The sequence below is a fragment of the Arthrobacter sp. YA7-1 genome (assembly GCF_025960325.1).
GTDB classification, from domain to species: Bacteria; Actinomycetota; Actinomycetes; order Actinomycetales; family Micrococcaceae; genus Arthrobacter; species Arthrobacter bambusae_A.
Map to the genome: position 1 here is coordinate 1,086,437 of NZ_CP110114.1, position 24,767 is coordinate 1,111,203.

General features: G+C 62.0%; 28 protein-coding genes. 11 read left to right on the top strand and 17 right to left on the bottom strand.

Annotation, left to right across the window (positions count from 1 at the left end; translation table 11 throughout):
* Positions 1-81: 81 nt before the first annotated feature.
* The 3 genes from OIT41_RS05090 to OIT41_RS05100 all read right to left on the bottom strand — a co-directional run bounded on the left by OIT41_RS05090 (position 82) and on the right by OIT41_RS05100 (position 2,823).
* Positions 82-861, bottom strand: coding sequence for a GAF and ANTAR domain-containing protein (locus tag OIT41_RS05090; RefSeq protein WP_264637498.1), 780 nt, complete (start codon positions 859-861; stop codon positions 82-84).
* 115 nt (positions 862-976) lie between these two features.
* Entirely contained in the window at positions 977-1,717 is a 741-nt protein-coding gene (locus OIT41_RS05095) for a GAF and ANTAR domain-containing protein (protein ID WP_264637499.1), read from the bottom strand.
* Between the two features lie 740 nt (positions 1,718-2,457).
* On the bottom strand, positions 2,458-2,823 hold the full coding sequence (locus tag OIT41_RS05100; RefSeq protein WP_264637500.1) for a TfoX/Sxy family protein: 366 nt from the start codon (positions 2,821-2,823) through the stop codon (positions 2,458-2,460).
* A gap of 122 nt (positions 2,824-2,945) precedes the next feature.
* Between OIT41_RS05100 and OIT41_RS05105 the strand changes: the two genes are divergently transcribed.
* Entirely contained in the window at positions 2,946-3,698 is a 753-nt protein-coding gene (locus tag OIT41_RS05105) for a GAF and ANTAR domain-containing protein (protein ID WP_241711018.1), read from the top strand.
* Positions 3,699-3,731: 33 nt separating this feature from the next.
* Here OIT41_RS05105 and OIT41_RS05110 read toward each other — a convergent pair whose 3' ends face one another.
* From OIT41_RS05110 to OIT41_RS05125, 4 genes are all read right to left on the bottom strand, one after another.
* A complete protein-coding gene (locus tag OIT41_RS05110; protein ID WP_264637501.1) occupies positions 3,732-5,111 on the bottom strand; it encodes a GAF domain-containing serine/threonine-protein kinase in 1,380 nt (459 codons plus the stop codon).
* A gap of 242 nt (positions 5,112-5,353) precedes the next feature.
* A complete protein-coding gene (locus OIT41_RS05115; RefSeq protein ID WP_139359552.1) occupies positions 5,354-5,500 on the bottom strand; it encodes a lmo0937 family membrane protein in 147 nt (48 codons plus the stop codon).
* A gap of 90 nt (positions 5,501-5,590) precedes the next feature.
* Positions 5,591-6,016: a hypothetical protein gene (locus tag OIT41_RS05120; RefSeq protein WP_264637502.1), complete on the bottom strand. Its 426-nt coding sequence runs from the start codon at positions 6,014-6,016 to the stop codon at positions 5,591-5,593.
* Positions 6,017-6,020: 4 nt separating this feature from the next.
* Positions 6,021-6,290 carry a hypothetical protein gene (locus OIT41_RS05125; RefSeq protein ID WP_241711013.1) on the bottom strand — a complete coding sequence of 90 codons (270 nt, stop codon included), beginning with the start codon at positions 6,288-6,290 and terminating at the stop codon, positions 6,021-6,023.
* A gap of 282 nt (positions 6,291-6,572) precedes the next feature.
* Here OIT41_RS05125 and OIT41_RS05130 point away from each other — a divergent pair, with 282 nt between their 5' ends.
* A complete protein-coding gene (locus OIT41_RS05130) occupies positions 6,573-7,289 on the top strand; it encodes a TetR/AcrR family transcriptional regulator C-terminal domain-containing protein (RefSeq protein ID WP_264637503.1) in 717 nt (238 codons plus the stop codon).
* A 33-nt stretch (positions 7,290-7,322) separates the two neighbouring features.
* On the opposite strand, the gene OIT41_RS20930 is transcribed toward OIT41_RS05130, so the two are convergent.
* Positions 7,323-7,880, bottom strand: a complete 558-nt coding sequence (locus OIT41_RS20930; RefSeq protein WP_264637504.1) for a putative immunity protein — start codon at positions 7,878-7,880, stop codon at positions 7,323-7,325.
* A gap of 581 nt (positions 7,881-8,461) precedes the next feature.
* Between OIT41_RS20930 and OIT41_RS05140 the strand changes: the two genes are divergently transcribed.
* Positions 8,462-8,809, top strand: a complete 348-nt coding sequence (locus tag OIT41_RS05140) for a hypothetical protein (protein WP_264637505.1) — start codon at positions 8,462-8,464, stop codon at positions 8,807-8,809.
* Positions 8,810-8,909: 100 nt separating this feature from the next.
* Positions 8,910-9,209, top strand: a complete 300-nt coding sequence (locus tag OIT41_RS05145; protein ID WP_264637506.1) for a MafI family immunity protein — start codon at positions 8,910-8,912, stop codon at positions 9,207-9,209.
* Between the two features lie 183 nt (positions 9,210-9,392).
* On the opposite strand, the gene OIT41_RS05150 is transcribed toward OIT41_RS05145, so the two are convergent.
* A protein-coding gene (locus tag OIT41_RS05150; protein ID WP_241711096.1) for an IS3 family transposase occupies positions 9,393-10,540 on the bottom strand; the annotation gives its coding sequence in 2 pieces (ribosomal slippage) (positions 9,393-10,267 and positions 10,267-10,540; 1,149 coding nt in all).
* A 265-nt stretch (positions 10,541-10,805) separates the two neighbouring features.
* On the opposite strand from OIT41_RS05150, the gene OIT41_RS05155 reads away from it, so the two are divergent.
* The gene (locus OIT41_RS05155; protein WP_264637507.1) at positions 10,806-12,005 is read left to right on the top strand and encodes an IS110 family transposase; all 1,200 of its coding nucleotides are present in this window, start codon (positions 10,806-10,808) and stop codon (positions 12,003-12,005) included.
* A 227-nt stretch (positions 12,006-12,232) separates the two neighbouring features.
* Positions 12,233-12,622, top strand: coding sequence for an ankyrin repeat domain-containing protein (locus OIT41_RS05160; RefSeq protein WP_264637508.1), 390 nt, complete (start codon positions 12,233-12,235; stop codon positions 12,620-12,622).
* A gap of 88 nt (positions 12,623-12,710) precedes the next feature.
* Here OIT41_RS05160 and OIT41_RS05165 read toward each other — a convergent pair whose 3' ends face one another.
* Together OIT41_RS05165 and OIT41_RS05170 are read right to left on the bottom strand one after the other, a co-directional pair.
* Positions 12,711-13,481, bottom strand: coding sequence for a tyrosine-protein phosphatase (locus tag OIT41_RS05165; protein ID WP_264637509.1), 771 nt, complete (start codon positions 13,479-13,481; stop codon positions 12,711-12,713).
* Positions 13,482-13,608: 127 nt separating this feature from the next.
* Positions 13,609-14,109, bottom strand: a complete 501-nt coding sequence (locus OIT41_RS05170; protein ID WP_319801842.1) for an NUDIX domain-containing protein — start codon at positions 14,107-14,109, stop codon at positions 13,609-13,611.
* Between the two features lie 595 nt (positions 14,110-14,704).
* On the opposite strand from OIT41_RS05170, the gene OIT41_RS05175 reads away from it, so the two are divergent.
* Entirely contained in the window at positions 14,705-15,238 is a 534-nt protein-coding gene (locus OIT41_RS05175; RefSeq protein ID WP_264637510.1) for an ankyrin repeat domain-containing protein, read from the top strand.
* Between the two features lie 120 nt (positions 15,239-15,358).
* On the opposite strand, the gene OIT41_RS05180 is transcribed toward OIT41_RS05175, so the two are convergent.
* Positions 15,359-15,640, bottom strand: coding sequence for a hypothetical protein (locus tag OIT41_RS05180; RefSeq protein WP_264637511.1), 282 nt, complete (start codon positions 15,638-15,640; stop codon positions 15,359-15,361).
* A gap of 99 nt (positions 15,641-15,739) precedes the next feature.
* Between OIT41_RS05180 and OIT41_RS05185 the strand changes: the two genes are divergently transcribed.
* A complete protein-coding gene (locus OIT41_RS05185) occupies positions 15,740-16,513 on the top strand; it encodes an SDR family NAD(P)-dependent oxidoreductase (RefSeq protein ID WP_264637512.1) in 774 nt (257 codons plus the stop codon).
* A 65-nt stretch (positions 16,514-16,578) separates the two neighbouring features.
* Positions 16,579-16,938 carry a VOC family protein gene (locus tag OIT41_RS05190; protein ID WP_241710441.1) on the top strand — a complete coding sequence of 120 codons (360 nt, stop codon included), beginning with the start codon at positions 16,579-16,581 and terminating at the stop codon, positions 16,936-16,938.
* A 159-nt stretch (positions 16,939-17,097) separates the two neighbouring features.
* Here OIT41_RS05190 and OIT41_RS05195 read toward each other — a convergent pair whose 3' ends face one another.
* From OIT41_RS05195 to OIT41_RS05205, 3 genes are all read right to left on the bottom strand, one after another.
* On the bottom strand, positions 17,098-17,871 hold the full coding sequence (locus OIT41_RS05195) for an ABC transporter permease (protein ID WP_264637513.1): 774 nt from the start codon (positions 17,869-17,871) through the stop codon (positions 17,098-17,100).
* Positions 17,864-18,652, bottom strand: a complete 789-nt coding sequence (locus tag OIT41_RS05200; RefSeq protein ID WP_264637514.1) for an ABC transporter ATP-binding protein — start codon at positions 18,650-18,652, stop codon at positions 17,864-17,866. The genes OIT41_RS05195 and OIT41_RS05200 overlap by 8 nt, the downstream gene beginning before the upstream one ends.
* Before the next feature lie 106 nt (positions 18,653-18,758).
* Entirely contained in the window at positions 18,759-19,523 is a 765-nt protein-coding gene (locus OIT41_RS05205; protein WP_264637515.1) for an alpha/beta fold hydrolase, read from the bottom strand.
* Positions 19,524-19,820: 297 nt separating this feature from the next.
* Here OIT41_RS05205 and OIT41_RS05210 point away from each other — a divergent pair, with 297 nt between their 5' ends.
* Positions 19,821-20,024, top strand: coding sequence for a cold-shock protein (locus OIT41_RS05210; RefSeq protein ID WP_028266315.1), 204 nt, complete (start codon positions 19,821-19,823; stop codon positions 20,022-20,024).
* 234 nt (positions 20,025-20,258) lie between these two features.
* Here the strand turns inward: OIT41_RS05210 and OIT41_RS05215 are convergent, their stop codons facing one another.
* Positions 20,259-20,945 carry an excalibur calcium-binding domain-containing protein gene (locus tag OIT41_RS05215; RefSeq protein WP_264637516.1) on the bottom strand — a complete coding sequence of 229 codons (687 nt, stop codon included), beginning with the start codon at positions 20,943-20,945 and terminating at the stop codon, positions 20,259-20,261.
* A gap of 903 nt (positions 20,946-21,848) precedes the next feature.
* Here OIT41_RS05215 and OIT41_RS05220 point away from each other — a divergent pair.
* Complete coding sequence (locus OIT41_RS05220) at positions 21,849-24,194, top strand: helix-turn-helix transcriptional regulator (protein WP_264637517.1); 2,346 nt, start codon at positions 21,849-21,851, stop codon at positions 24,192-24,194.
* A 21-nt stretch (positions 24,195-24,215) separates the two neighbouring features.
* Here the strand turns inward: OIT41_RS05220 and OIT41_RS05225 are convergent, their stop codons facing one another.
* Positions 24,216-24,761 carry an ATP-binding cassette domain-containing protein gene (locus tag OIT41_RS05225; RefSeq protein ID WP_264637518.1) on the bottom strand — a complete coding sequence of 182 codons (546 nt, stop codon included), beginning with the start codon at positions 24,759-24,761 and terminating at the stop codon, positions 24,216-24,218.
* Positions 24,762-24,767: the final 6 nt, after the last annotated feature.

The following is a 24,767-nucleotide window of genomic DNA, read 5'->3' on the forward strand; positions in this document are numbered from 1 at the left end:
AAGCGCTCCTGTGAAAGAGAATCCATGACGGCAGTTAGTGCGCTGTTCCTAGCTTAGTCCGCACCATTCCGCACCCTTTGGCTATTCGTCGAAGTAGGGTGCCGGGTCCGCCTCACCCGAAACGGAGGCAATGACGTTCGCGGCTATTTCACGGAGTTTGACATTTCGACTGTTCGACGCCCGGGTCAGGACCTTGAAGGCCGCGTCGCGACCGCATCGGTTCTGCGCCATGACAATTCCGACGGCGGTGTCGATCGTCGAGCGGGACTGTATCGCCGCCGTCAGGTCGTCCCGGGCGCTACGCAACTGCGAGATCCTCAAAGCCAGGCGCACGGACTTTGCTGCCCTCCTGCCGAATTCATCTGCCGCCGTGATGTCCGGTCCGGAAAACCCGTGCGGAGTGGTCGAGTAGAGGTTCACGACGGCGTCTGCCTCACCGGCCAGGTCAAGGGGGACTGCCAAGATGGATCCAATACCGTTCCGCCAAACAGCCTCCATGTAGTCGCTCCAACGGCTTTCGTGGCGGCTATCGACTACCAGAACTAATGAATTGTGCCGAAGGGCCGTGAGGCCAGGCCCGTCGCCGAAATCAATCTGCAGTTCATCGAGCGCGCCCACTCTTTCATCGCTGCTGGCGCTGGTGATGCCCTTCTTCTTCGTGATGACGGTGACACCGCATGAAACGGCGTTCGAGGAAGAAGAGAGGGTAATCGCTGCCAAGGTTGCCAAGTTTTCAAGAAAATCGTCAAGGTCGACGCTTTCCAAGACAAGTTCCTGGAGGGTAATGCCAAGGTCCTGGTTCGGGTGAGCGGCCAGTCCATCCAAGGCATTGCGGGTCGGCCGCGGCTCTGGGTTGGTCATGAGTCTGCCATCTTGTCGGTGCCCAATTCCTGCATTGCCAACGCCTTCGAGATACCACTTGGCGGCGATTCTCCGTTGCGCAGACGCCCACTCGGGAAGTCCCATGCCCGGTCCCTCACGATGATTCACGGGGTACACCGGGGGAAGTCCAGTCCCGCCGGACTGATGCGTTGAGGATGTCGGTGGCGATGTCATGAAGACGCCGGCTGCTGTTCCGCGCAGCGAGCTGAAGCAGCTCCATGGCGCGGTCCCGTCCACAACGGTTCTGGAGCATGATCAAGGACAGTGCCGCGTCCACCACTGATCGCGATTGCAGTGCAGATCGCAAGTGCTCCGGGTAAGGCTCGGGGACATGGAGCCTCAGGGCCAGCCTCAGCGTCTTCGAAATATTGTCGGCATGCTCCTGCACGCGGGAGACTATGGCCTGGGTAAAAGTACCTGGCGCATAGGCGTAGCAATTCAAAGCCGCGCGGGACGAAGAGTCCGCCTGGATCGGTAACGCCAGGACCGACCTAATACCTTCGCCCGCCACTTGGAGGGCGTAATGCCCCCAGCGGTCGTCGGCCTGCAGATCGTCGATCAGCACGCGATGTTGGTGACGCAAGGCAGTGAGGCAAGGGCCGTCGTCGAACGCGTATTGCTTCTCGTCCAAGCGCTGCGCCGCAGCGGTGCTGCTGGCCACCGTTGAGGGGCCGGCGTCCCGCTCGACGGTGATGGCGCACAAGAGAGATTCCCGGCCATCCAACAAGGACGCTGAGATGGTGGCCACGCCCAGGAGAAATTCGGTGAAGCCCGGACTTTCAAGCAGGAGGTCCTGCAATTGTTCCGTAGTGGGTACTGCGTCGTTGCTGGCCATGCGGCCTCGATTCCAAGGGTGCCCGGAGAACCCCAACCCGGACCTGTAGCCGTACCCGCCCTCGCGCTGCACAGCCCTGATATTCAATCCCCGGACCCGAACGACCCATCCCGAAATCTCCTAATTCGACACTACGCCCTCGTGCGACCTTTGGACACGAAGCCCCAGGTGCCCTCGTTCGCCAGGCCTGCTGCCGGCCGAAATAAAGTCAAATTCGTTGACATGACGTAAGTCACTTTTTATATGCTGGAATAAGTCAAGCAGCCGGCTTTCTCGATACAAGACGAGGAGGTCAGTCATGGCAGCCATTCAACCCAGTCACCCCCATCTTCATGGTCAAAGGGCCGGCCACCTCGATGTTCGCGCTGCGCGCCGGGGAGCAGTTTGGTCGCAGGAGACCTCGAGCGAACCCTGGCGGGGCTACCTCCCCAGGCAAAGCGCGGTTCAGCAACTGTTTAGGCGGTGGCCATCCGTGCCTTCGCGCGAATTGGAACGCATCCGCCTGGTGCTTCTTCACTGTGATGAAATAGCCCATCCGTCCGCAACTCGGCGGCTCTCCGAACCAGCCCAGGCGCTGCTGGACCTCGTGACCGGCGAACTCGAGCGGCGACGGGAATCGGGACATCATCAACCGCTCAACGGTAGCCCTGCTACCGAGCATCCCGGGCCACTCAAGCTTTCCCGCGGACGCCGCCAAGGAGGACTTCCCTGAGTTTGGTGCCGGGCCGGTGGTGGGGCAGTTACTTCTTCGCCGAACGCGGTTTCGCGGCTTTCGGCGGGAGGGTCGCAACGTAGGCGAACGCCTTCTCGACCCACTCCGCCGTTTGTTCGTCGTCGCCGGCAAAAGCTTCGGGGAGGCCGACGTAGCCGCCCATGGCGCGGCCTTCCGGGCCGAAGGGAAGCGTTTGGTGGCTGGCCTCCAGAACCTCGCGGTCGTCGTCGGAAAGCTTGACGCCGATCATCGGGCCGAACAGGCCGGCGAACATATTGCCGTTCACGAAGGCGCCGAGGTTGCCGAACATCGGCTTGACGACGACGTCAGGGTTTTCCGGCACCACCGCGCGGAAGCGGTCTTTGTCGGCGTCGGACGGCTTGGGCATCTGCATGTGTCTGCTCCGGGTTAGGGGATCGAAAGCCTAGGACTGCATGCAGCATACGACGGCGGGATGCGGGCTGCCAGCGTCGCGGCACCGTGCCCCTTGTGAAACAAGGAAAGTAGGATAGGGGGATGTCGAGTTCACCGGAAAACGAAGCCGCAGGCCTTCTTCAAGGCATTCTGGACCTTCAGTCTGTGCTGGCGGGCTCAGAGAATGTCTCTGAATTCCTCACCGGACTCACCAAGCTCGCTGCAGCTTCGATTTCCGAAGCCTCCGACGATGAGATCGAATGCGCCATCACCGTCAAAGTCAGACGCCGGCCCCTTACCGCTGCGGGCAGCAGCTCACGCGCCGTCGAGATTGACCGGTTTGAGCAGGCTATCGGTGACGGCCCCTGCATCGCGGCACTCCGGGAGATGTCGCCAGTGATCATCGAGGACGATTCGACAGATCTGCGCTGGCCGGCGCTCACCAAGAAATTCGCCGAGATAGGTGTTCACAGCTCGTTGGGGATTCCCATGGAAATCAGTGAGGAGGCCAGCGCCGCGCTGAACTTTTTCGCCTCCAAGCCAGGCGCATTCACCCCGGATGTCTTCGACAAGGCCGTGGGCTTCGCCGCCGCTGCACGCAACATACTCCATCTTTCCGTGCGCATCGACTCCGCCCATCACCGGGCACAGAACCTGGAATCAGCCATGCAAAGCAGGACCGCCATCGACGTGGCCTGCGGTGTCATCATGGCGCAAAACAGATGCTCGCAGTCGGAGGCGATGGCGATCCTTACCAAGGTCTCCAGCAACCGCAACCGCAAACTTCGGGACGTGGCCACCGAACTGATCGAGCAACTGTCCGGGAACAGCATCGAGACGCACTTCGAGGCGTAGGACGCGCACGCACCGGCCGGCGCCAAAGACGAACTATGAATCAGCGGATGACTGTGCCAGTTCGCGGCTCTCGAGCCGAAGTTCCAACTCGCTGATAACAAGCCCCGCCAGGTCCTGCAGGGTCGCCATGTCAGTCGCGGACATTGTTCGCGGGACCGTGTCGAGTATGCACATGGTTCCGAGGTTGTATCCCTCACGAGTCTTCAGTGGAGCCCCGGCGTAGAATCCGAGGCCGAAGTCCCCGGCGACGAGGGGATTCGTGAGTGTCCGGGGGTCTTCGGGAGCGTTCTCCACGACCCAGACGTCGCCCTGCAGGATGGCTGAGGCGCACAGGCCCGGGTCCCTGGGAATTTCCTCGGCCGTGATGCCATGGTGGGACTTGAACCAGATTCGGTCATGGTCGACGATGCTGACGATTGCTATCGGTACGTTGAATAGCCGGGCTGCCAGGGCGGTGATTCTGTCGAAGGCGCCGTCGGGCGGGGTGTCCAATATCCGGTATTGGTGCACGGCGGCCATACGTGCGATTTCGTCGTCGGGAATGATGGAGGGGGCCACTTTGTGCCTGGCCCGGCCTGCCGAGACCTGATCGAACAGTGCCTTGGATGCTTCGCGTGCTGTGGGTCGTTCCAGCGGATCGGCGGCAGTCATGGCGGTCAGGAGTGTCTTCCAGTCCTGATCCATGTCTTCAGGGATGTGTGGATCCCGGATCAGCCGGGCAACGGCGCTCTGGATCGGATCGCCGGGAAAGGCGACCTGTCCGGTAAGGCTCTCAAGCAGGACGAGCCCTAGGGAGTAGACATCGCTGGCGGAAGTAACGGGCTCGGCCCGGGCTTGTTCGGGGCTGAGGTAGGCCGCGGTCCCCAGGACTCCGCCGTCCGTGTCCCTCGGCGATTCGGACATTAGGGCTATGCCGAAATCGGTGAGCTTCGCGCGTATCCGCGCAGCGTCCTGGTGGTAGTCAAAGATCATGATGTTGCCCGGTTTGACGTCCCGGTGCACCACACCGTTGCCATGGATATAGGCCAAAGCGTCAGCCACATCGTGTCCGATCTGTGCCGTGTGGCGCGGCCCAAGTACACCCCGGGCCAGATGCTGCTTCAAGTCCGGGCCCTCGATGAGCTCCATCACCAGATAGACACGTGGCTCACCGGGCCCGTTGCTATCAACGCCTGCATCAAGGAGAGTGACCAGTCCGTGGTGGTTCATGCGGACAAGGACCTTCACTTCGTCGTCATCGATGGCCGCCGCCACGCCGTTGCGGGCTGGTTTCTTGATGATTTTGACTGCTACGTCGCGCCCAAGAAAGACATCGGTGGCCCGATATACGATGGCCATCGCTCCGGACCCGATGCGCTCGATCAGGCGGTATCGGCCCCCGAGGGGGGCATCGCCGTCGGCATGTTGTTTCATGCGGTAACCCTTACTTTCCTGGACCGCAGGAAGACGGAGCCCCGAAGGGGGAATTGAAGAAAGATTCCGGTTACCTTGGCGTTTGAGCTCGGGGGCGCGGACTGGAAAGCGGTAGCGGTCGCGGGAGCGAACCCGGCCTCAGTCAGAAATTTGGTCAAGCTTTCACAGTCCTCCGGTAAACATGCCGGAGGACTGTGGAGTTCGCGTATTACGACTCGCCTCGGTTGGCGGGGGGTGCGCCGCTAAACGCGTGACCTGCCGCTGATGAAGTGGAAAATCAGGACGATCACGGCGACAACCAGAAGGATGTGAATGAGTCCACCGCCGATGCCGCCGATAAAACCGAGAAGCCAGAGAATGGCGATGATGATGGCTATCCAAAGCAACATGTGAGTCTCCTTGTTTGTGTGAGTGCCCTGGCCGGCGGCCAGGGACCTCATTGGTAAGCATACTTACTAATGAGCTGTGTGTGGGGGTGGTTAGTGCGGTTTTTCCATTTGGAAGCCGCACCGGCACCGAAGGACCCGGGTGCGGAGGTAGGCGCCGAGGAGGTCCGTTTGGAGCGGTTGGGTCGAGAGCGGTGTTAGCGGCGTTCTCAGGTCCGGGTTGCTCGGGGACATGGGTTCCCCGCAGTGGATGTACTCGGCGCCCAGGTGAAGGACGTCATCCTTATCGGGGGAGCGGGCCAATACGGGGGCGACGAGGCCCGCGGTGGTGGACAGCACGCGGGCTCCGCCGCATCGGGTGCAGGTGACGGCAACGGCGAGGGTTTCTTTGCGGTTGTCCATGATGGCGATGGAGTCCACGACGAGGTGCAGATCGGTGTCGCATGTCGCGCACCAGGGTTGGGTGCCGCGGGGCTGGTTGGCGTCCCGGGGGATGTAAGTGCTTGAGATGGTGCTCAACGGTTCAGGCCAGACCCGGGTAGCTTGCCAGAATGTAGTCGGCCGCCGCTGGGCCTGTCATGGCCAGCCCGTTGCCGGCTGGATGGATGCCTTTGGCTTTCAGCGCTGCCCAAAATACGTTTTCCGGCAGCGGCAAGGATTGCTGGAGCAAGCACCAGCTCGTGTACAGGCCGTAAAAGCAGTCCCGCCCGAGAGCGGAGTCCGACTTGTCATAGGTGGTGATGGTGGATTCTTCAAGGAATTGGTCGAACTGGATGTCAGCCGTCTTAGCCATGGGGTCCCTTTGCGGGTAGGTTGCGTGCTGCCATGTCGTATTAGCAGGGGAGTGGTCGCCCGGTTCTGTGGAATTCTGCGGTTCGGGCGGTCTGTGCGTGGTGCGCAGTCACGGACTTGGGAAATGGAGCGCACGGCCAGCGGCGGTGCGTTGAAGTCCGCCTCGTTTAATCTGCTGTCGAACTTCACTACAATGTAGACTTTACGCGTAGACTACAAAGTAAGCAAGCTTATTTTCCCGGCAAGAGCCGCGATGAAACGATCAGATCAGGACGGAACCCCCATGCCTCCCCCAGAGTCTCCGGCCAATTCTTCCGCTGCAGGTGCCGGCGAGAATCCCGCCGGGCAGAAACCCAGGCTGAGCCGGGACCTCGTCCTGTCCACCGCCCTGGCACTGGTGGACGCGGAAGGACTCGATGCACTCACCATGCGCCGCCTGGGCCAGGAACTAGGCCGGGATCCGATGAGCCTCTACCGGTACGCCGCCAACCGTGCCGCGCTCCTGGACGGAGTGACGGAGCGGGTCCTGAAAGAGCTTCCCATCTCCCCGGACAACCCCGACTGGCAGGCACAGCTGCGCCAGATAGCCCACGACCTGCGCCTGCTGGCGCTGCGGCACCCGAACGTCGTGCCATTGCTCGTCACCCGCCCGCTCTCGACACCCCTGGGCCTGCGCCCGCTGGGCACGCTGCGCCCGCTCGAGCAAATCCTCTCGTTACTGATCGACGCCGGCTTCACCCCAGGCGACGCACTGCACGTCTACCGGGCGTACTACGGCTTCCTGTACGGCCACATCCTCAATGAACTGCAGGAATTCATCGTGGACCCGGAGGAAAACGAAGCACTGCTCCGCCTCGGCCTGCACCGCCTGCCCGCGAAGGAATTCCCCCGCCTCCGCGCCCTCGGCCCGGTCCTCGCCGACTACGACGGCGCCGCCGAACTGGACCAAGGCATCAGCATCCTGCTCGCCGGACTCGCAGCACCCCTCGTGCACGAATAGACGCCCCCCGCACAGCCGCACGCTGGGGGTCCCTCACGTGACACCCTCATGTGGCGAGCTACTGACGATACCGGCCTGAATCTTCCGAATGATTGACCCAAGAAGTCCCGACGCGAGAAGTCCGGGACCGAGCGGACCAGCGGAATCCTCACCAACTGGCGGTAATTGCTGAAGCACGGCCCGTACTTGAGCATTCATGTGCTCGAGTTGCCAGGAGATCTCGTCGGAGATGGCCGTGGACTGATCCAGGGCGGCCAGCCCGGCCGCTTGCGCGGCGTAAGCGGCTGCGCCGAGAGCGTGCGCGCCCATGTGAGCGACGCCAGAAGATTGTCCAGCAGCACGGGCGGCGGCCACGGCCGCAGGAGAGCTCACCGCGTGCGCGGCCCGGCCAGCGACGAAACGCCGGCGAATCTCACCTGCGGCGTCAAGTTCACCGCGAGCAAACGCCCGCGTACGAGCGATGGCATCACGTGGTCGGCCGTCGCCCGGCGCCTCCGTCTCGAACAGGACCAGAACCCGCTCGGCGCAGTTCGCCGCCCACGCTGCGGCGATACGCCGATCGGCTTCGCTCAGTGACTGCGGAGAGGGCATGCCAAAATTTTCACACACCGGCCCGCAGGACGATCCTTCCCGAATGCGTCAGCGTCGCCCGCGGCTTTGCTGTAAGGAAAGCGAGACGCGTCCTGCACCCGTGCCTCATAGATACCGCAATGAGCGAAGAGGGCGAAAGGGACACTTGAGACGGGGGTGGATGCCGGACTTGTCGAGGCATCGATTGTCAGCCCTACCGGCGTCGCGCATCCACTCATCACCGCCATAGGGGCTACAGCCGCTGCAATGCCGAACATATGGAGGCGCCATGCGCCGAGGCCCGTTGAAGGTAGGTGCGCGGTCAAGAGGCTGAGCATCTCGATTGCATTGCCGGCAAGCAAAGCGGAATGTAACGCATGCGTGCGTTCCGTTTGAGGGTCCCTCACCTGGCCTGTCGTCTCCACTGGTTGTATCCATGTGCACGGTGAGGGATCCTTGACCGGACGCTTGGGACGTCCGTTGGGCCACCGGCTTGCGGACGCCGTTGGTTCGGTGATTGTGCGCCCCTTTTTGGCTGAAGCGGTCTGGTGCACGAGGGTTAATGTTTGTGCAGGCCGATGTCGCTTTCCCACGGAGGACCAATGAGTGAACTGCTTTTCACAGCTGAAGAACTGCCAGAAGGGTTCTCTTATCCCCGCGGGCTCCTTCGGCTGGTGGAATTGGAACTTTTCGAACTGGAGCCGTGGTGGATACTCACAGGCGATCATTTGCGCGACCTCCAAAACGGGATACGCAAGCGCTACCCAACGCGTCATTTGGTGCTGTTCGCAAAACGTCAAGACAACGATGACTGCTTCTGCTTCGACCTGGACACAAGGAAAGTGGGTTTGGTACATGACTGGGCGGCGCCGGGGTGGGAAGCCAGGGGCGAATTCCCAGACTTCAACAGCTGGCTACACGCCGCCGTCGATGACCTGATTGAGTTTTAGCGAGCGTGTACCTATATGGATTCCAGAGATGAACGAGCCTACTTGCGTTCGATAGGGGATCGCCTACCGGACGACACCCCTAGGCTGTTAACTAGAGGGCATGGACGACCTCGAGGTTCCGCATCGCATGACGAATCCGCCGCCAGAAGAGATTGCAGTCCGGCTCCACAGAGCAATGGACGCAGCCGTCGGCCTCCCTGACACCGACATAGCCAACATCCAATTACTGATCGACGCCGGCGAACGGCTCGTGGCATTCGAAACCCTCTGCACGCAAATCTTTGAATTCGAAATCGCGCTCCCTCCGGAACGCGTCCGAGACTTGGGGGCTCTCGGCGAGGTACTCGGAGCCAACCACGGCCTCACAGACTGCCTGTGGGAAGACACCGCGGATATGTAGCAGCCGATCGCAGACTTCCGGCGCCCTGAGAGGCACTTTGTCTCAGTCCGACCAGCGTCTCCAGGGTCTGTGCCCCCCGTTACCTTTTTAGCAGCCCTTAACGAGTAAGAATTGGGGTTGTTGGCCTGTCGGTCCCGGCATGATTAAGTCCCCCTGGTTGGGTCCCCGTTAGCAGTCCAGCGTCTATGCGATAGCTAATTGGTTTTCTTGCGTCCAGTTCTCCCAGTACCGATTCGGCGTCATGCCATCCAGGGATCCGTGGGGCCGTTCATGATTGTAGATAGCTTTCCATTCCTCGGCCAAATACCTTGCCTCGGCCATGGTGTCCATGATTTCTCCGGTGAGTTGTTCCCTTCTGAACTGGGCGTTGAACGACTCGATAAAGCCGTTCTGCCACGGTGATCCGGGGTCGATGAACGCGGTATCGACCCCGGCGGTGTTGCACCAGCCGACCAGCGCTGCGGCGGTGAATTCCGGCCCGTTGTCGCAGCGGACGTACGTCGGGGCGGTGCCGGTTTCGGCGATGATGTCCTCCAGCACCGCGATGACGTCGGCGGCCTTGAAGGACCGGCGCGGAATGACTGCCAGCGCCGTGCGCGTGTATTCGTCGATGACATTGAAGAACCGGATGTGTCGGCCGCAGGAGGTCACGTCGGACTGGAAATCGAAGCTGACCACGTGCATCGGGTACTGGGCCGTGAGACGCTTCTGTTCCCCGGCGCCGGGGCCGGTGCGCCTCTTCTTCCTCGCCCTGGGTTTGCACGTGAGCCCTTCGTCACGCCAGAGCCGGCGCACCCGCTTCTTGTTCAGTGCCACACCAGCCCATGCCGGCTGGGCCAGCAGATGCCAGCGGGCCTTCCGCCAGCCCCACGCGGGATGCTTCACGGCCACGGCCCTCAGGTCCGCACGCAGCTGCGCCTCCTCGAATCCCATGTCGGGTTTCTTCTTGCGGAACGCGGACCGGTTCTGGCCCAGAAGCGCGCAGGCGAAGCGTTCGGACGCCCCGAACTTCTCCACCGCCATGCGCACGGCACGGCGGCGCGGTTCGGGGCTCAGAATTTTCCCTTCGCCACCTCATTGAGAATGTCGATGGCCAGTTCCTTCTCCGCCAGCAACCGCTTGAGCCGGGCGTTCTCCTTCTCCAGCTCTCTGGTCCGCCTGGAGGCCTCGGCGTTCTTCTCGGAACCGTACTCCTTCAGCCACCGGTACCAGGTCGCCTCGGTGACCTGGAGCTCCTTGATGACCTCGACCATCGGGCGTCCGTCATTGAGCATCTTCTGGCCCTGCCGGACCTTCGCGATGACCTGCTCGGGGGTGTGTCTGCGTGCCATGATTCGTGAAATTCCTCCTGCGTCCATTCTCGGACACGAAACTCACACAAACACTGGACTCCTACCCGGGGACCCAACCACCCCAGTCATCAATGATCCGGGGGGTGTTGTCACCGGGATTCGATAGGCGCCAGGGGATCGCTAATGGGGACCGGACCAGCGCAATGAAACACCGCGTAGGTCAGCCGTAACGTGGATGCCGAGCCTTGCCGCCGCAGGACATGCCAACACAGATTTGACGGACACGAATTCTGGGAGGTTTGCGTTGATCAAAGACCATGAACTCGTCGACATCTTCATCGGTGTTGACGTCGGCAAGAGCCATCACCACGCGGTCGGCATCGACCGCCAGGGCAAGAAGATCCTCGACCGGGCGCTGCCCCAGGACGAGGCAAAACTGCAAGCCATCATCCGCTCCGTCGCCGGCAACGGACGCGTATTGTTGGTCGTTGACCAGCCCTCCACCATCGGCGCCCTGCCCGTCGCTGTGGCTCAGGCGGAAGGCATCATGGTCGGCTACCTGCCCGGTCTGGCCATGCGGCGCATCGCGGACCTGCACCCAGGCGAGGCCAAAACGGACGCCCGAGACGCAGCAATAATTGCCGAAGCCGCCCGGTCCCTGCCGCACACCCTACGCTCCATCGTGGTCGCCGACGAGCAGGCCGCGGAGCTGTCGATGCTGTGCGGTTTTGATGACGATCTGGCCAAGCAGGCCACGGCCACCTCCAACCGGATCCGCGGGCTCCTGACCCAGGTCCACCCTGCCCTGGAACGAGTCATCGGCAAGCACCTGGACCACCCTGCCATGGCCGAACTGCTGATCAAATACCCGACGCCGGAGACGCTGCGCAAAGCCGGCCAGAACCGGGTCACCACCCTCCTGTCCCGCCATGCGCCGCGGGCCGGGAAAGGCTGGGCGGCGGACGTCTTCACCGCGTTGGGAGAGCAGACCGTCGTGGTCGCCGGCACCAACGCCGCAGGCATCGTCCTGCCCCAACTGGCGGCGATGCTCAAGCAGCTGCGCACCGCCCGAGACGAGATCCTCACCCAGGTCGAAGCACTTGTGGAGGCCCACCCTCTTCACACCGTCCTGACCTCCATGCCGGCGGTCGGGGTCAGGACGGAAGCGCGCATCCTCACCGAGATTGCGGGCAAGGAATTCAAGTCCGCCGGACACCTCGCCTCCTACGCCGGACTCGCCCCAGTGACCTGGCGGTCGGGAACCTCGATCCGCGGCGACCACCCGTCCAAGAAGGGCAACAAAAGCCTCAAACGGGCCTTCTTCCTCTCCTCATTCGCGGCGTTGAAGGACCCGCTGTCACGGGCGTACTACGACCGGAAGCGCGCCGAGGGCAAACGCCACAACCAGGCCCTAATCGCCCTCGCCCGGCGCCGCTGCGACGTCCTCTTCGCGATGCTCCGGGACGGCACGCTCTACGACGCGCCGAGGCCCGCGACAGCCTGAGAGGCCAGAGGCATCAGCCGGCGGGGCAACCCCCGCCGGCCATTCATCCCTGCCCCAAAAACGATCCGCCACCATCTCGAAGAAAAACCCGTCCCAATGCTTGACAAAAAACATAGGGACACCCCCCCGACGATAGTCCGGTGGGGATCCCTCATCGGGCGTAGCTCAAGTCCGTTAAGCGATCAGTTATGGTGCAGCGTCCCCTTGTACCAAGAATCGAGGTATCCATGGACGCCGCAGGTCGGTCTCCGCTCCATTACGCAGCACTCACCAATAATGCCGCCGAGGTGAAGCGACTGATCGCCGAAGGCGAGTCGCCCGATTCGTCCGACAGCCAGGGATTCACCCCGCTTCACCTTGCGTCCCAAGAGCACGCCATGGACGCGGCGGCCGCACTGCTCGTCCTTGGCGCGACGGTCGACGCAATCAATTCCTTCGGCAACACACCGCTGTTCGTCGCCGTGTTCAACTCGCGCGGGCGACCCGAGATGATCGAACTGCTGCGTTCACGCGGTGCAGATCCAATGCATTCGAACGGGACAGGGCAGACACCCGTGGGACTGGCCCGATTAATCGGCAACTACGATGTGGCACAGTACTTCGAAGGCCTCCCCTGATCTGCCAGAGCTAGCAACGTCCGCATAAGGATCCTCCACCGAACAGACCAGGAAATCATCTCCCTTGTGAATGTGACTTCGGGGGCAGTTACTCGCAGCTTCCATTGGCCGTTGCGCTTCGGTTGTCGACGTTACCGCGCCAGCTAGCAAGTGCGGCCCGGTCCTCGTGACTAAGCCGTGCTGCTTCGATGAAACCGTCCAGGTCGAAGCCGTCCAACGCAGCGCGGAAAGCTCCCTCCGTGGTGGTGCCGTGGCGTTTGCAGAGGTCGTTGAGCAGGGGTTCGATATTGTTCCGGTTGCTGCTGGCGGCCCGTAGATCGCCCAAGCGTACGGTTTCAAGGTAGTCATCGACGATGGCTTCATCCTGGACGCTGACGGCCGAGAGCAGAAGCATGGCCATGATCCCGGTCCTGTCCCTGCCTCCCATGCAGTGGAAAAGGACGCCGCCTGGCGGAGCGTTGACGATCGAGGACAGTGCGGCGCCTGCTCGTTCGGGCATGGTCGTGAGGTGAGGCAGGAAATAGAGTGCGGTGCCTACCAGTCCGTTGTCCCAGTAGTCGGCCCAGAACTCGGTGTTCTCAAGGCCGTCGAGATCGACGTGGACGGTTGTGAGCCAGTCGGGGCGCTCCTGGGTGTCCATGTCACGCTCGCGCTGTTGGCGAAGGTCGACGATGGTGCGGATCCCGGCATCGTATAGGTGTTGCCATCCCTCCGGGGCGAGCCAGTCGACGTTTTCGCTTCGGAAAAACACGCCACGCGGTGTGAAGGTGCCGTCCGCGCGCCTGAGTCCACCGAGATCGCGGGCATTGACAAGCCCGTCAGCTTGCAGGGCACGGCCGTTGTCATCTGATGGTTCCATGCTCCCAAGTAAAACAAACCGGAACTGGGCCGTCGGTCACCTAATGTCCACTGTCTGTGGATTGGCCGTCGAGTGGACGGCTAAGCGTGCCAATGCCTCCACTCACTGCGGCAAGCAGCAGTAGCCGTCAGTAGGCGCTCTGTTGTTCTGCAAACCGGGCTATCACAGTCGCATCCGGTTTGTGAAAGGTTCGCCAGTCAGAGCGAACGTCGACCCAGCGTGCGGGTTGGCCAACCTCCGGTAAGAGCTCCGTTGTGGGGTCGGCGATCGTCCAATAGGACAAGTTCAGCGTCGCTGTCCAGTCTGACCGGTATGAGCGGGCAGCGGCGAAAGCCGGGCGGTCGGAAATAAGGAATTTAGCGCCGGTCTCTTCCGCAAGTTCGCGAATTGCGCCCTCGCGCGGCGTCTCGCCTTGTTCCACTCGTCCACCGGGAGGTACGAGGCCGCGCCAGCGATGCTGAACAACGAGTATCCGTTGGAAATCTGGCGAGAACACCCATACATCGGCCGCCAGCGGGCGCGGATCCATGAGCCATTCCGACTGGAACCAGTTCAGGAGTCCTTCTTCTGCCATGTGCGCAACGGACAGGTCATGGATGGCTGCGTCAATGCCGCGCTTGTCGTGCATTACTTACTCCTGTCGATGGGTTCTCGCTGCAGTTATAGGCGCTAGATCACCACTCAGATCGGCCAGCACAGTGTCGCCCGGCTGCCCGGATGTGGATCGGCTTTCGGACACCCCTCATCGAGGGCCATGGGAGCTAATCAGCCCTCGGGTTGTTCTCACGGAGACGATTACCCGAGTCGGCCAGCAACCGTATCGCCATGAAGTCGCAGGCTTCCACTTCGGTTTCAAAGTGTCGCGGCGCCGTTCGTCCGCCACGCTCAGAATAGAAGACCACCCATCCTCCGGGCTCAGTCAGGAGGCACAGGCGCTCGTCGATTACCTCACCGTTCAGGCTGTAAGCATCGGGGCGGACTCGCTCACGGGCGAGCAGCTGCTGGAGCTCGGCCCGCGTCATGCCGCCCATTCATCTCCCGGTACACAACTCTGCTCTGGCATGCAGTCATCATTGCACTTTAGAGAGCAGCGGGGATTTGCGTTGTCCGTGTCCGCTAAAGGATCCCTTTACCGGACGCGCCCGACGCTCTGAACAAGATCTGTCTGCAGGGATTGGGGCGCACCTCCGAACGAGCAGCGACTCTTGGTGGATGCTTAGAACATGCCCTCGAAGCCGAGCACCCCACGCACCTTGGGGTTCGCCGTGTGGAGCGACAACGTCGCCCTTGTCCGCGAACTGCTGGACGCCGGTGCCCCTGTTGACAATTACGGTTCTGACACAGCTGCCGATGTGACGCCCTTGATGGAGTCAGTCGACGAGCCTGAGCCCTACTACGACGCTTCCAGGCTCGGTCTGACACAGCTTCTCCTCTCGGCCGGTGCTGATGTAGCGAGGCGCGACAACACCGGACGGACTGCCTTGCACTATGCCGTTGGGGCTGGTGGCATGGCGGTTGAGGTTCTTCTCTCGGCCGGTTCGGATGTAAACGCCGCCGGTGACGGTGGGGCCACACCGCTACACGAAGCGATTGTCCGCGGGAATGTCTCAGCTATCGAAGCCCTCTGCCAGGGCGGCGCCGATCGCAGCGCTCGAGACCACACAGGTCGCACACCCGCCGACCTGCTGTCCGAGAACAAGGATCTGTTCACATCTGAGGAATTCGCTGCCGTAAATCTTCTGCTTGGGTCCGCCTAGTCTGCGCCCGTATGCCGGTCGATCACCGTGCCGCGGTAACCCCGCGGCCCGGGCCGCGCAGTTGCTGGCCCACGCCATGTACGTAAGACCCACACGATCAAATGCACGATGACGGGGGGATTACTGCAACCATCTCTTCGCCGCCCTGCCACACGCCCCGCAACGTGATCCGCATCCACGGCTCAAGCACGGGAATGTCCACGAAGCCAAGGTCCAGTTTGTCCCCCAGTGGTCCATGGCACCGAGGTGATGTTCTCCGGCGGCCAGGCTGACCGGCCCGGTTGATCGGCGCTGGTCCAGGCGCTGACCGAAGGCGGCCTCGACTGTTGCCAAGCGTTCGGGGAGGTGGTCCGTGAGGGTGAGTTCGCCGTCGTTGGCTGCTTCCGGATGCCAGCGCAGCATCGCGCCGTCGCCCGGCTCTTCGCGTGCGGGAGGTGGACAGCACGTCAGCTCCGTGGTTGCGTTGAACGGTCGTCATTGCCGCCAACAGGAGGAACCACAGTGAGCAAGCTAGCACTTATCACGGGCGCCAGCTCTGGAATCGGCCAGGCATTCGCCGAACGCCTGGCCGCCGACGGTTACGACCTGGTGATCGTGGGCCGACGGCAGGAACGCTTGGAACAGTTCGCCGATTCGCACCCTCAGACTACGGTCCGGACCGTCGTCGCCGACCTGTCAACGCCGGCGGGTATCGACACGGTTGCCGGGATCTGCGCAACCGAGCCGGTAACAATGCTCGTGAACAACGCCGGCGTCGCGCACTACATGCCTTTCGCCGAACTTCCCGCCGACAAGGCCACGGAACTCGTCAACGTCAAGGTTCTCGCGCCCACCATGCTGAGCCGGGCGGCAATCCCGGGCATGCAGGAACGCGGCGGGGGAACCATCATCAACGTGTCCGGCATGATCGCCTTCGGCGGCCCGGCCCCGCACGCCCAGATGCCCCGCCGCGTCGTCTACGGCGGCAGCCTGGCGTACCTCGTCGCGATGTCCCAGACCCTCAGCGCGGAACTGGAGGGCACCGGAATCACGGTGCAAGTCGTGTGCCCGGGAGTGGTGGCCACCGAGTTCCACGAGCGCCAAGGGATGGACTTGAGCAGGATGCCGCGGATGAGCGCCGCCGACGTCGTCACGGCAAGCTTGCGCGGCCTGGAACTAGGCGAAACCGTCTGCGCACCGGGCGTGGAGGACGTCGGCCTTCTCGACGCCGTCTTCCACGCAGACCTCGCCGCTTTCGGGGCGCAGAGCCCCGAGCTCGCCACGCGGTATCGGTAATTCCGGGTATATTCCGCGAACGAAAGTTGATGCGATCCTCCGAAATCGGTCCTAGAGTGTTGGCCATGGCTATCGCACGCTTCCCGGTCGTGGTACTCGACTGTCCCGACCCCAAGGCCCTGGCTGAGTTCTACAGCGCTCTGCTCGAGTGGAAAGTCGAGCGGAACGACGACGACTGGTGGTCCATCCGCGCCGATTACGGCGATTCGCTGGCCTTCCAGAAAGTCGACTCCTTCACGCCGCCACAATGGCCCGGCCAGGACGTTCCGCAGCAGATGCACCTCGACGTCGTGGTGGACGACCTCGACGCCGCTGAGGCAGCTGTGCTCGAGCTCGGCGCGACCAAGCACGAGAATCAGCCGGGAACGACATTCCGGGTGTTTCTTGACCCGGCCGGTCATCCTTTGTGCCTCTGCCTGGACTGACGACACATCGGTCAGGATCGGAGAAGCGGTCGGTGGGGCCTCGGCTTAAAGTCGAAATCACGGGGCTACGGCGGCGCCGGCCCGTTCACCGACCCGGACGGGTTTGCGTGGGAGCCGGCGTCAGCGTGAGCTGGGAGGGATGTCGCGGGTAGCCGCGCGCTACCGCGAGTTCCATCGGAACCAGCGGATTCCGATGAAGGCGAACACGACGACGTATCCCACGCAGGCCAAGAGCGAATAGGTGTCCTGACCGCTCCAGGCAGACTGGTTCAGGACGTCCGAGAAGAGTGCCAGGAGGGCTCCGACCGGGGACCAGTCCGCGATGGTTTGCATCGCGTCCCCGAGGATGCCGCTTCCTCCGAGGAGGCCGAGGAGCAACAGGAAGATCATGAGCAACCGGCCGATCGCGCTGACGGCGTTGGTGGACTGAACCAAGCCGACCAGGGCTTGTCCGATGGCCAGGAACATTGCCGCTCCGAGGACCGCAATGATGATGACCAAGAGGTATTGGCCGATGTTGAGCGTGAGCCCGTGAACGATGGCGCCGACGATGACGACAATGATGGAGGCGAGCAGGTTCGTGGCTATTTGGACGACAAGGCGGCTCGTCATGATCATCCAGTTGGGCGCCGGGGTGACGCGGAGCCTTTGCAGCACACCGATCTCACGGTCGTGGGCCAGAGCCAAGGTGAATCCGAGCAGGCACGAGGTGAGTAGGCCAAGGGTCAACGCCAATCCGATGAGGAGGTTTGACCCTCCGAGCCGAGATTGTGATTTGCCAAAGCTTGTGACCACAAGGATGACGACCGGCAGCAGGGCGCTCAAAACAAGTGAAGTCTTACTGTTGAGCATCACAATGGAGTCCGCACGAAGCAACGAACCCATGGCGAGGCCGCGAGGTGGGCGGACAGTGGCGACGCCGGTGTTAGTCACGGATCTCACTTCCAGTCAGTCCGATGAACACGTCTTCCAAGGTCGGTGCGCCGTGGGCGACCGAAAGCACCCGCGGATCGTCCCTGTGTTTGTCGATCAGCTCCGACGGCTTGCCGATGGTGAGCAGTACCCCGTGATCGATGATCGCGACCCGGTCACACACCGCCTGAGCCTCCTCCATCGAGTGCGTGGTCAGAAGAATGCTGTTGCCTTCGCCACGGAGTTCCTCGATGCGACGCCATAGTCCACGGCGTGACTGGGGGTCCAGCCCGGCGGTGGGTTCGTCCAGCAAGAGCAGGAGGGGGTTGTGAATCGTAGCAATGAACAGTGCAAGCCGCTGCTGCTGCCCACCCGACAACTGTTTGAACCTTTTGCCCAGTTCTTCTTCAAGCCCTATGGAACGCATGCTCATCCCGATTTGCTTGCGCGAGAGTTTTACCCCGTAAAGGCCGCCGTAGAGCTTCGCGATCTGTTGAATAGTCAATTCGGCCTGGAAACTAGAGGACTGCAGTTGCACCCCGAGCCGCGCTTTCGCGTCCAGCGGCTCTTCTTGAACGTCGATTCCGTCCACCAGCAGCCGCCCGGATTTCGGCGTAACCAGCCCTTCGATGGCGCTGAGTGTGCTCGTCTTCCCCGCACCGTTCGGGCCCAGCAGGCCGAAGATCTCACCCCGGTGAATCTGAAAACTCACACCGTCGACGACGGTCCGCGCACCGTACGCGACGTACAAGTCGCTGATGTCCAAAACCGGCCGTTGTGCCGGCACATTCACTTCACTCATCGAGCCGCATCCCCCTCAGGGTGGCCAAGCGGCCCCATGGCAGGGCGCCGTTGCGATGAGTCTATATCCGGGAACCTGATGTTTTGATGGGAACCGACACGGCGCCCTACACAGCCCGATCCGCGCGTTCCCAATGCTCGCGCAGCAACGCGCCGAGCCGCTCGGGTTCGATCCGGTGCGGGGGATCGAAGTGATGGCGATCGGGGAACACTTCGAGGCGGAAGTCAGGGAAGACCGTCGACAAACGCTCGGCGACCTCGCCGTAGTCGTCCGGGTTGCTGAGGCCGCCGAGGACGAAGAACACCGGCCGAGCGAACGCCGCAAGCCGTTCCCGGTCCAGATCGTAAATCTTGAAGTCCCGCAGGAATGCCCTGATCCCCGCCGGCCGCTTGGCCATCCACGGCGGCGGTCCGCCCTCGGGCGGTGGCGGAAGGACGACGTCGGGCTTCACGCCCAGCCTCATGAAAGCGGCCATGAACTGATCAGGCGGCAGTAATTCCAGCGCCTCATACTCCTTCCAGAGCTGGGTGTGCCCCGGGCTCCAGTCCCAGCTTCCCGCCCACGCAGGCTCCAGGAGTGTGAGACTGCGCAGTCTCTGTGGATGATTGGCGGTGAACGCCAAAGACGCAGCCCCGCCACCGGAATAGCCGAGCAAGTGGAATGTCTCCCAGCCGCGGGCGTCGGCTTCGCGCAGGACACCCTCGATTTCCGTGTCCAGGCTCCAGCCAGGCGGCGGCTCATCGCCGTCGTACAGTTCAAGGTCCTTCGCGACGGCGTCGACGTCGGGACCCAGCGCGTCGATCAGCGCCCCGTACGCGGGTTGGGCCGGAAGAACGCTTCCGGGAAGAAGGATGACCCGAATCGGTTCCATGGCGGAACTCTACGCCGCTTGAGGCTCCAGGGGAGGGGGAGGCGAGCTATATTCCAGGGGAGAGGACAGCGACCCCGGCGTGAAGTGCGGCGCGCGGCAGATGAAGGATTTTGACAAATAGTAGCCATCCGCCCAAAGGCCTGTATGCTTGTAGCTGTTGTTGTGTTTGGCATTTGGTAGTTCAGGCAGTTCCCGCGGTTCATCAACCGCGACCTTCTGAAGTAACGGTGGAGAACACCCCACACCGGAGGCCCGACAGTCGGGACAACCTCCACCTTCAGTAAGGAAACTGAAAAAATGGCTACAGGTATCGTCAAGTGGTTCAACTCCGAAAAGGGCTTCGGCTTCATCTCCCCGGAAGATGGCAGCCAGGACGTTTTCGCTCACTACTCTGCAATTAACTCGGGCGGCTACCGCTCCCTCGAAGAGAACCAGAAGGTTTCCTTCGATGTCGAGCAGGGCCCCAAGGGTCCCCAGGCAGTAAACATCCAGGCTCTCTAAGCTTCGGATTTCAAAAAGCAGGACCGGTCAATGACCGGTCCTGCTTTTTTGTGCCCTCTTTTTTGGGTTGCGTGGGGTTTCTTTCGACGCGCAAATTACCCGGGGATGCGCCAGATCCCTGTCGACACCTGAATTCGGGTAGCGACAGGGATTTGGCGTGTCGCCCAGCTTTTGCTGTAGCAGTGTGATCCAGCAGAATCCGGCGATGTCCCTGGGGTGTGTCCTGTGTAACCCTTATTCGCAGGCTATCCCGTCGCCATCCCTGTCCAATGCGGGCCTGTAGCCTGGCTGCCCCCGATAGATCGGTGCGGCGCCGGCTGCCCGGGCGGCCGTACAGTTCGCGTAGTAAACGGACGACGGCGGCGCGACCGGCTGTACCTGCCTGGCCTGGGCTTGGTCTTGTTGTGCCTTCGCTGCAGCAGCATCGGCGGCAGCCTTCGCCTGGGCGGCAGCCTTCGCCTGGGCGGCAGCCTTCGCCTGGGCCGCAGCCTTCGCCTGGGCCGCAGCCTGAGCTGACGCTGCCTGGGCTGCTGCGGCATCAGCCGCCGCCTTATCGGCTGCGGCCTTGTCTGCCGTAGCCTTCGCAGCCGCCGCGGCTGCTGCCGCGCGCGCATCCGTTACCCTCTTGGACTCTGAGCTTTCCATCCAAAGCAGGACTCCCGCGTCGGACTTTGTGCAGATGAATTGCTTGGGTGGATAGCTCTCAGTCGCGTTCTCCGTCACGCAGGACGCGGTTTTCGGCGCGGTCGGCGTCGGCGTTGGTGTTGGGGTGGGAGTCGCCGAACCCGAAGCCGAAGCCGATTGGGTGGCGCCGGCCTGCGAAATTGTTGGGCTAGCTCCGCCGCAGGCGGCAAGGGAGAGCGCCGCGGCGGTGGTCGCGACGACGGTAAGGACTTTGAAAATAGACTTGCGAGATTTCAAGAAGCGGTGCGACGCGTGCTCTATTTCCCCGTTGTTTTCAGGCGCGCGAGTATTCATTTATTGCCCCATGATTCTTATTTCGACGCGAATGTCAGCAGATCCTAGCTTCTGAAATGCGGGAAAAGAAGAAGTTGTCCACATAGAGAAGAAGGCCTCTTGACGAGGCCCTCGAGATCAGATTGCACGGCTCAAATTAGAATATTTGTTCGATCATGAAAAGATAGATTCGAATAAATATCCACATGCGCGAGGTTCGGTCTGGAGGCGGCCACGAAACCCCCGTAGCGTCAAAAACATGAGACCGCCACCAGGAGAGCCATGGAGAAACCCCTGCCAAACCACACCCCCTTCGACGCCGGCGGAACACTGAGATTTCACTGGGGCACACGTAGATGGGAAGTAAAACCCCACGTCGGCACACGTAGACGCATCCCCGGGCACACTGAGTTTCGCCAAAACACCACTGAGATGGCTGTTTCGCAATCTACGGTTGCCCTTGGAGCGAGGTTCGTCGGCGCACCGGGGGGGATTTCACGGGAATGCATGGGAAGTCCGCCTGCCAACGCCCCGGCTGTTGGCAGGAACAGTTGAATCGTCTGGACCTTGCACCACCTTTGGCCCGGAGAGCGTTGGATCAGCGCAGCAGAGAAAGTTGGATCGCGAGTGTTCGATCAAGAAGTCCGGCGAACGCTGGACTACGTTGCTCGCGGAATGATGGTTCGAATTGTCGGTGCGCCTGGCAGCGGCCGTACAAGCGTGGTGCAAAAAGCAATTGCTGACCTGGAAAAGACCGGAGCAACGGTTTATTCCATTTCGGGACTCCGCTCACACCGCGGAATACCATTTGGTGGAATTCATAGCCTGAGCCTGGATATTCGAATAGGTCAGTTCGGAGTTCTGGGTGTGGCTGACACCCTGGCAAGCCGGCTCTCACGGCCGGGAGAGCGCGTGCTTGTCGTCGATGACCTAGAGTTCGTCGACGCGGAGACAATAGCGGTTCTGGATGCCGTCCGCCGTCGGACGAAACGGCCCATGATCGTCACCATGAGTGAGCCATCCATCTACTCGATGGCACAGCCGGCCGTGCTCAGCCCCGGCCCCGAAGCCAGGGTCCATCTGAATCCGCTCCGCTACGAGCAGGTGAACGAGCTCATCACCGACGTCCTGGGAGCTCCGGCGGACGCTGACACCACCGCCCGCATCCTGACGAAATCGGCTGGGAACCCGCGGCTTGTGGTTCGCATCGCGGAAACTGCCGCGCTCAGTGACTCGATTGTCCTCCGCCACGGGCAGTGGCACATGAAAGGCGACTCCCTGTGGAATGAGCACCTCCATGGCACGGTGCAATCCCTCCTCGAAGGACTTGAATCCGATGAACTCACGGGCCTTCAGGCCATGGCCATCGCCGGGACGGCGCCTCTCGATGTGCTGCAACAAGTGGTCCATTCAGACGTTCTCGACAGGCTTGAGCAGCGCGGCCTCATTTCAGTCATGGAGGATGTCCACACCAATGTCAGCGCTTCGATCACACCACCGATCCTTGCCGACTATTTCCGTGGTCAAAGGGTGCTCACAAGTAGGCGGGTCTTGAAGAGCCGAATCACGCGAGCCCTCAGTGGATTGCCGCAGGAATCCCTCGTTGACGGCAACTCAGCTGATTCGCTGGTGAGGGTCCTGGCCGCGCTGCGCCTTGAACGTAGCTCCGACGACGCAGCCACGGCGCGCCACTTTCACGAGCAAATCTCCGTCCTGGAGCGCCAACGCTACGAGCTGTGGGATGCCAACAGATCGGTATCGAACGCGGTGGCGCTTCTGAGCGTCTACTGGGGCTCGCCGATCGACGCTTCGAGAATTGAGCGTGTACTTGCCCAGACCTTGACCCCGGGCGGAGAGTCGTGCGAACTCCTGTTCCTGGCATTCACCAAAGCACTTTGGGCGATCCATAAAGGCAAAGGACTGGATTCTGCAGCCGGCGCACTCAGGAGCTTCGGTAAGGAACGACCCGAATGGTCCGCCGAAGCCGAAGCGGCGGAACTTTTCCTCAGGGCTTCCTATGAGCGAATGCCGGAGAATCTCGACGAAACCTTCGCGCAGCTGCACGATCGCCACCCTGAAAGCGGTGTCATTTCCAGCATCCGAGGGATTCTGGAACTCTATCGCTTCAACCCTTCCGCCGCGCTCAAAGCCATCGACACCTCCAACGGGTTAAGGGGCATTCCAGGAGCCGAAGCGTTCATCCGCGGCATGGCCCTTTTCAGCTCGGGTCGGATTGATGAATCGATTGTCTTTGCCCTCGACCAGCGCTCAGAAGCCCGCCGCAACCTGGACCAATTCGGGATGGTTTCCACTACCTATGTTGCTGCCCAAGCCCTCATGTACCGCGGCTATTTCGACGATGCCGAGTACCTCATGAGCAGCATCTTTGCCATGGGGCGGCCAGGCTTCCTCGTGGCTTCCCTTCACGACGCCATGCTGAGGCTCGCTGGACTGAGGACCGCGACGTCGGCGATCCTGCCAGCAGCAACCCTGGCCACCCAGGCACGGCGCGAAGCTGAAGACATCGGACCACTCCCCGGGACCGCACGAGGAGTCTACGAACTGGTCGCCGCGCGGCCCCTCATCCCCGCTGTATTCGACGCCAAAGCCGCGAAACTCATCCAACGGCAGCTCGAACGTGGCTATGTGCTGGAGGCGATCTATTCCGCGCTGTTCTTCACGTGCCTGCTCCCTGGCCGATTGGTTCTCGAAATCCTTCGGCAGACCTTGAAGGAGTATGCCCCCTCCACGTCCCATGATCAGCTTGTGGCAATTGCTGCCGCGGTGGTGGAGGACGACCATCAAATGCTGGGCGTGCTGCTCGAACACTATGAGCCCGACGCCGATTTCTACCAGGTAAGGATGCTGCTCCGCGGTGCTTTCAAGCGGTATGCCTTCGTGGACAATACCGTCGGGGCGGCCGCTATGGACCGGGCGTACTCCATGTTCGCGACACGTTTTCCCTCGGAGGATGAGCCCATCGCGTTTAGTTCGGGGAGCTACTCGCCCCTGACCGTTCGGGAAATTGAGATAGCCGCCCTGGCCGGTCATCGCTCGAACCCCGAGATCGCCGAGCATCTCGGAATCAGTATCCGGACCGTGGAAAGCCACATCTCCAACGCGTTGCGCAAGACGGGAAGCCCGTCCCGCACCGCGCTTTTTGACCTTGTCCGGGATTCGTCTCCGTTCCGGGAGAAACGGCCCTCCGAGTGAGCCGACATGGTGGTTTCCTGACTACAGCGTTGCTCCTTCCGGCTTGAAGACGAAGGAATGGCTAACGGTCAGTTGGTCCGGAACCGTGTGGGAGATGAGGACCACCACCTTGTGCTGTGCCCATTCGCCGAGCTCGCAAATCAGGGCCTCGATGCCCTGGAGGTCCATGCCATTGAAAGGTTCATCGATGGCGACCACAGGGGTATCGGCAACGGTGCACATGAGCAACCAGAGCTTCCGGATGTTGCCCGTCGACAGCATGGAGACGGGCTGTTCAGCCCAGTCCTGCAGTCCATATTTGGCCAGTCGGGCGAGTCCGGCCTCCGGGCCGACCTGGCGGCTGCGGGCCGCAAGAGCCAGATGATCGCGAACAGTCATGGAGGGGTAGAGGGCCGGCGTCGTGCGGCAGACGCTCCGTACGTGTCGCGCGTCGGGAGAGCCAGCGTCGATACCGCACAGGCGAACGCTTCCGGCCCAAGGCTGGAGGAAGCCGCTGATGAGCTCAAGGAAGGTCGACTTTCCGCTGCCATTGCTGCCCGCCACCCGGTAGAGTCCTGGCCCGCTCATGCTGAG

Excerpts from the sequence above, each read along its gene's own strand:
- OIT41_RS05090 (WP_264637498.1), bottom strand. The coding sequence starts at position 861 with ATGACCAACCCAGAGCCGCGGCCGACCCGCAATGCCTTGGATGGACTG.
- OIT41_RS05095 (WP_264637499.1), bottom strand. The coding sequence starts at position 1,717 with ATGGCCAGCAACGACGCAGTACCCACTACGGAACAATTGCAGGACCTC.
- OIT41_RS05100 (WP_264637500.1), bottom strand. The coding sequence starts at position 2,823 with ATGCAGATGCCCAAGCCGTCCGACGCCGACAAAGACCGCTTCCGCGCG.
- OIT41_RS05105 (WP_241711018.1), top strand. The coding sequence starts at position 2,946 with ATGTCGAGTTCACCGGAAAACGAAGCCGCAGGCCTTCTTCAAGGCATT.
- OIT41_RS05110 (WP_264637501.1), bottom strand. The coding sequence starts at position 5,111 with ATGAAACAACATGCCGACGGCGATGCCCCCCTCGGGGGCCGATACCGC.
- OIT41_RS05115 (WP_139359552.1), bottom strand. The coding sequence starts at position 5,500 with ATGTTGCTTTGGATAGCCATCATCATCGCCATTCTCTGGCTTCTCGGT.
- OIT41_RS05125 (WP_241711013.1), bottom strand. The coding sequence starts at position 6,290 with ATGGCTAAGACGGCTGACATCCAGTTCGACCAATTCCTTGAAGAATCC.
- OIT41_RS05130 (WP_264637503.1), top strand. The coding sequence starts at position 6,573 with ATGCCTCCCCCAGAGTCTCCGGCCAATTCTTCCGCTGCAGGTGCCGGC.
- OIT41_RS20930 (WP_264637504.1), bottom strand. The coding sequence starts at position 7,880 with ATGCCCTCTCCGCAGTCACTGAGCGAAGCCGATCGGCGTATCGCCGCA.
- OIT41_RS05140 (WP_264637505.1), top strand. The coding sequence starts at position 8,462 with ATGAGTGAACTGCTTTTCACAGCTGAAGAACTGCCAGAAGGGTTCTCT.
- OIT41_RS05145 (WP_264637506.1), top strand. The coding sequence starts at position 8,910 with ATGGACGACCTCGAGGTTCCGCATCGCATGACGAATCCGCCGCCAGAA.
- OIT41_RS05160 (WP_264637508.1), top strand. The coding sequence starts at position 12,233 with ATGGACGCCGCAGGTCGGTCTCCGCTCCATTACGCAGCACTCACCAAT.
- OIT41_RS05165 (WP_264637509.1), bottom strand. The coding sequence starts at position 13,481 with ATGGAACCATCAGATGACAACGGCCGTGCCCTGCAAGCTGACGGGCTT.
- OIT41_RS05170 (WP_319801842.1), bottom strand. The coding sequence starts at position 14,109 with ATGCACGACAAGCGCGGCATTGACGCAGCCATCCATGACCTGTCCGTT.
- OIT41_RS05175 (WP_264637510.1), top strand. The coding sequence starts at position 14,705 with ATGCCCTCGAAGCCGAGCACCCCACGCACCTTGGGGTTCGCCGTGTGG.
- OIT41_RS05180 (WP_264637511.1), bottom strand. The coding sequence starts at position 15,640 with ATGCTGCGCTGGCATCCGGAAGCAGCCAACGACGGCGAACTCACCCTC.
- OIT41_RS05190 (WP_241710441.1), top strand. The coding sequence starts at position 16,579 with ATGGCTATCGCACGCTTCCCGGTCGTGGTACTCGACTGTCCCGACCCC.
- OIT41_RS05200 (WP_264637514.1), bottom strand. The coding sequence starts at position 18,652 with ATGAGTGAAGTGAATGTGCCGGCACAACGGCCGGTTTTGGACATCAGC.
- OIT41_RS05205 (WP_264637515.1), bottom strand. The coding sequence starts at position 19,523 with ATGGAACCGATTCGGGTCATCCTTCTTCCCGGAAGCGTTCTTCCGGCC.
- OIT41_RS05210 (WP_028266315.1), top strand. The coding sequence starts at position 19,821 with ATGGCTACAGGTATCGTCAAGTGGTTCAACTCCGAAAAGGGCTTCGGC.
- OIT41_RS05225 (WP_264637518.1), bottom strand. The coding sequence starts at position 24,761 with ATGAGCGGGCCAGGACTCTACCGGGTGGCGGGCAGCAATGGCAGCGGA.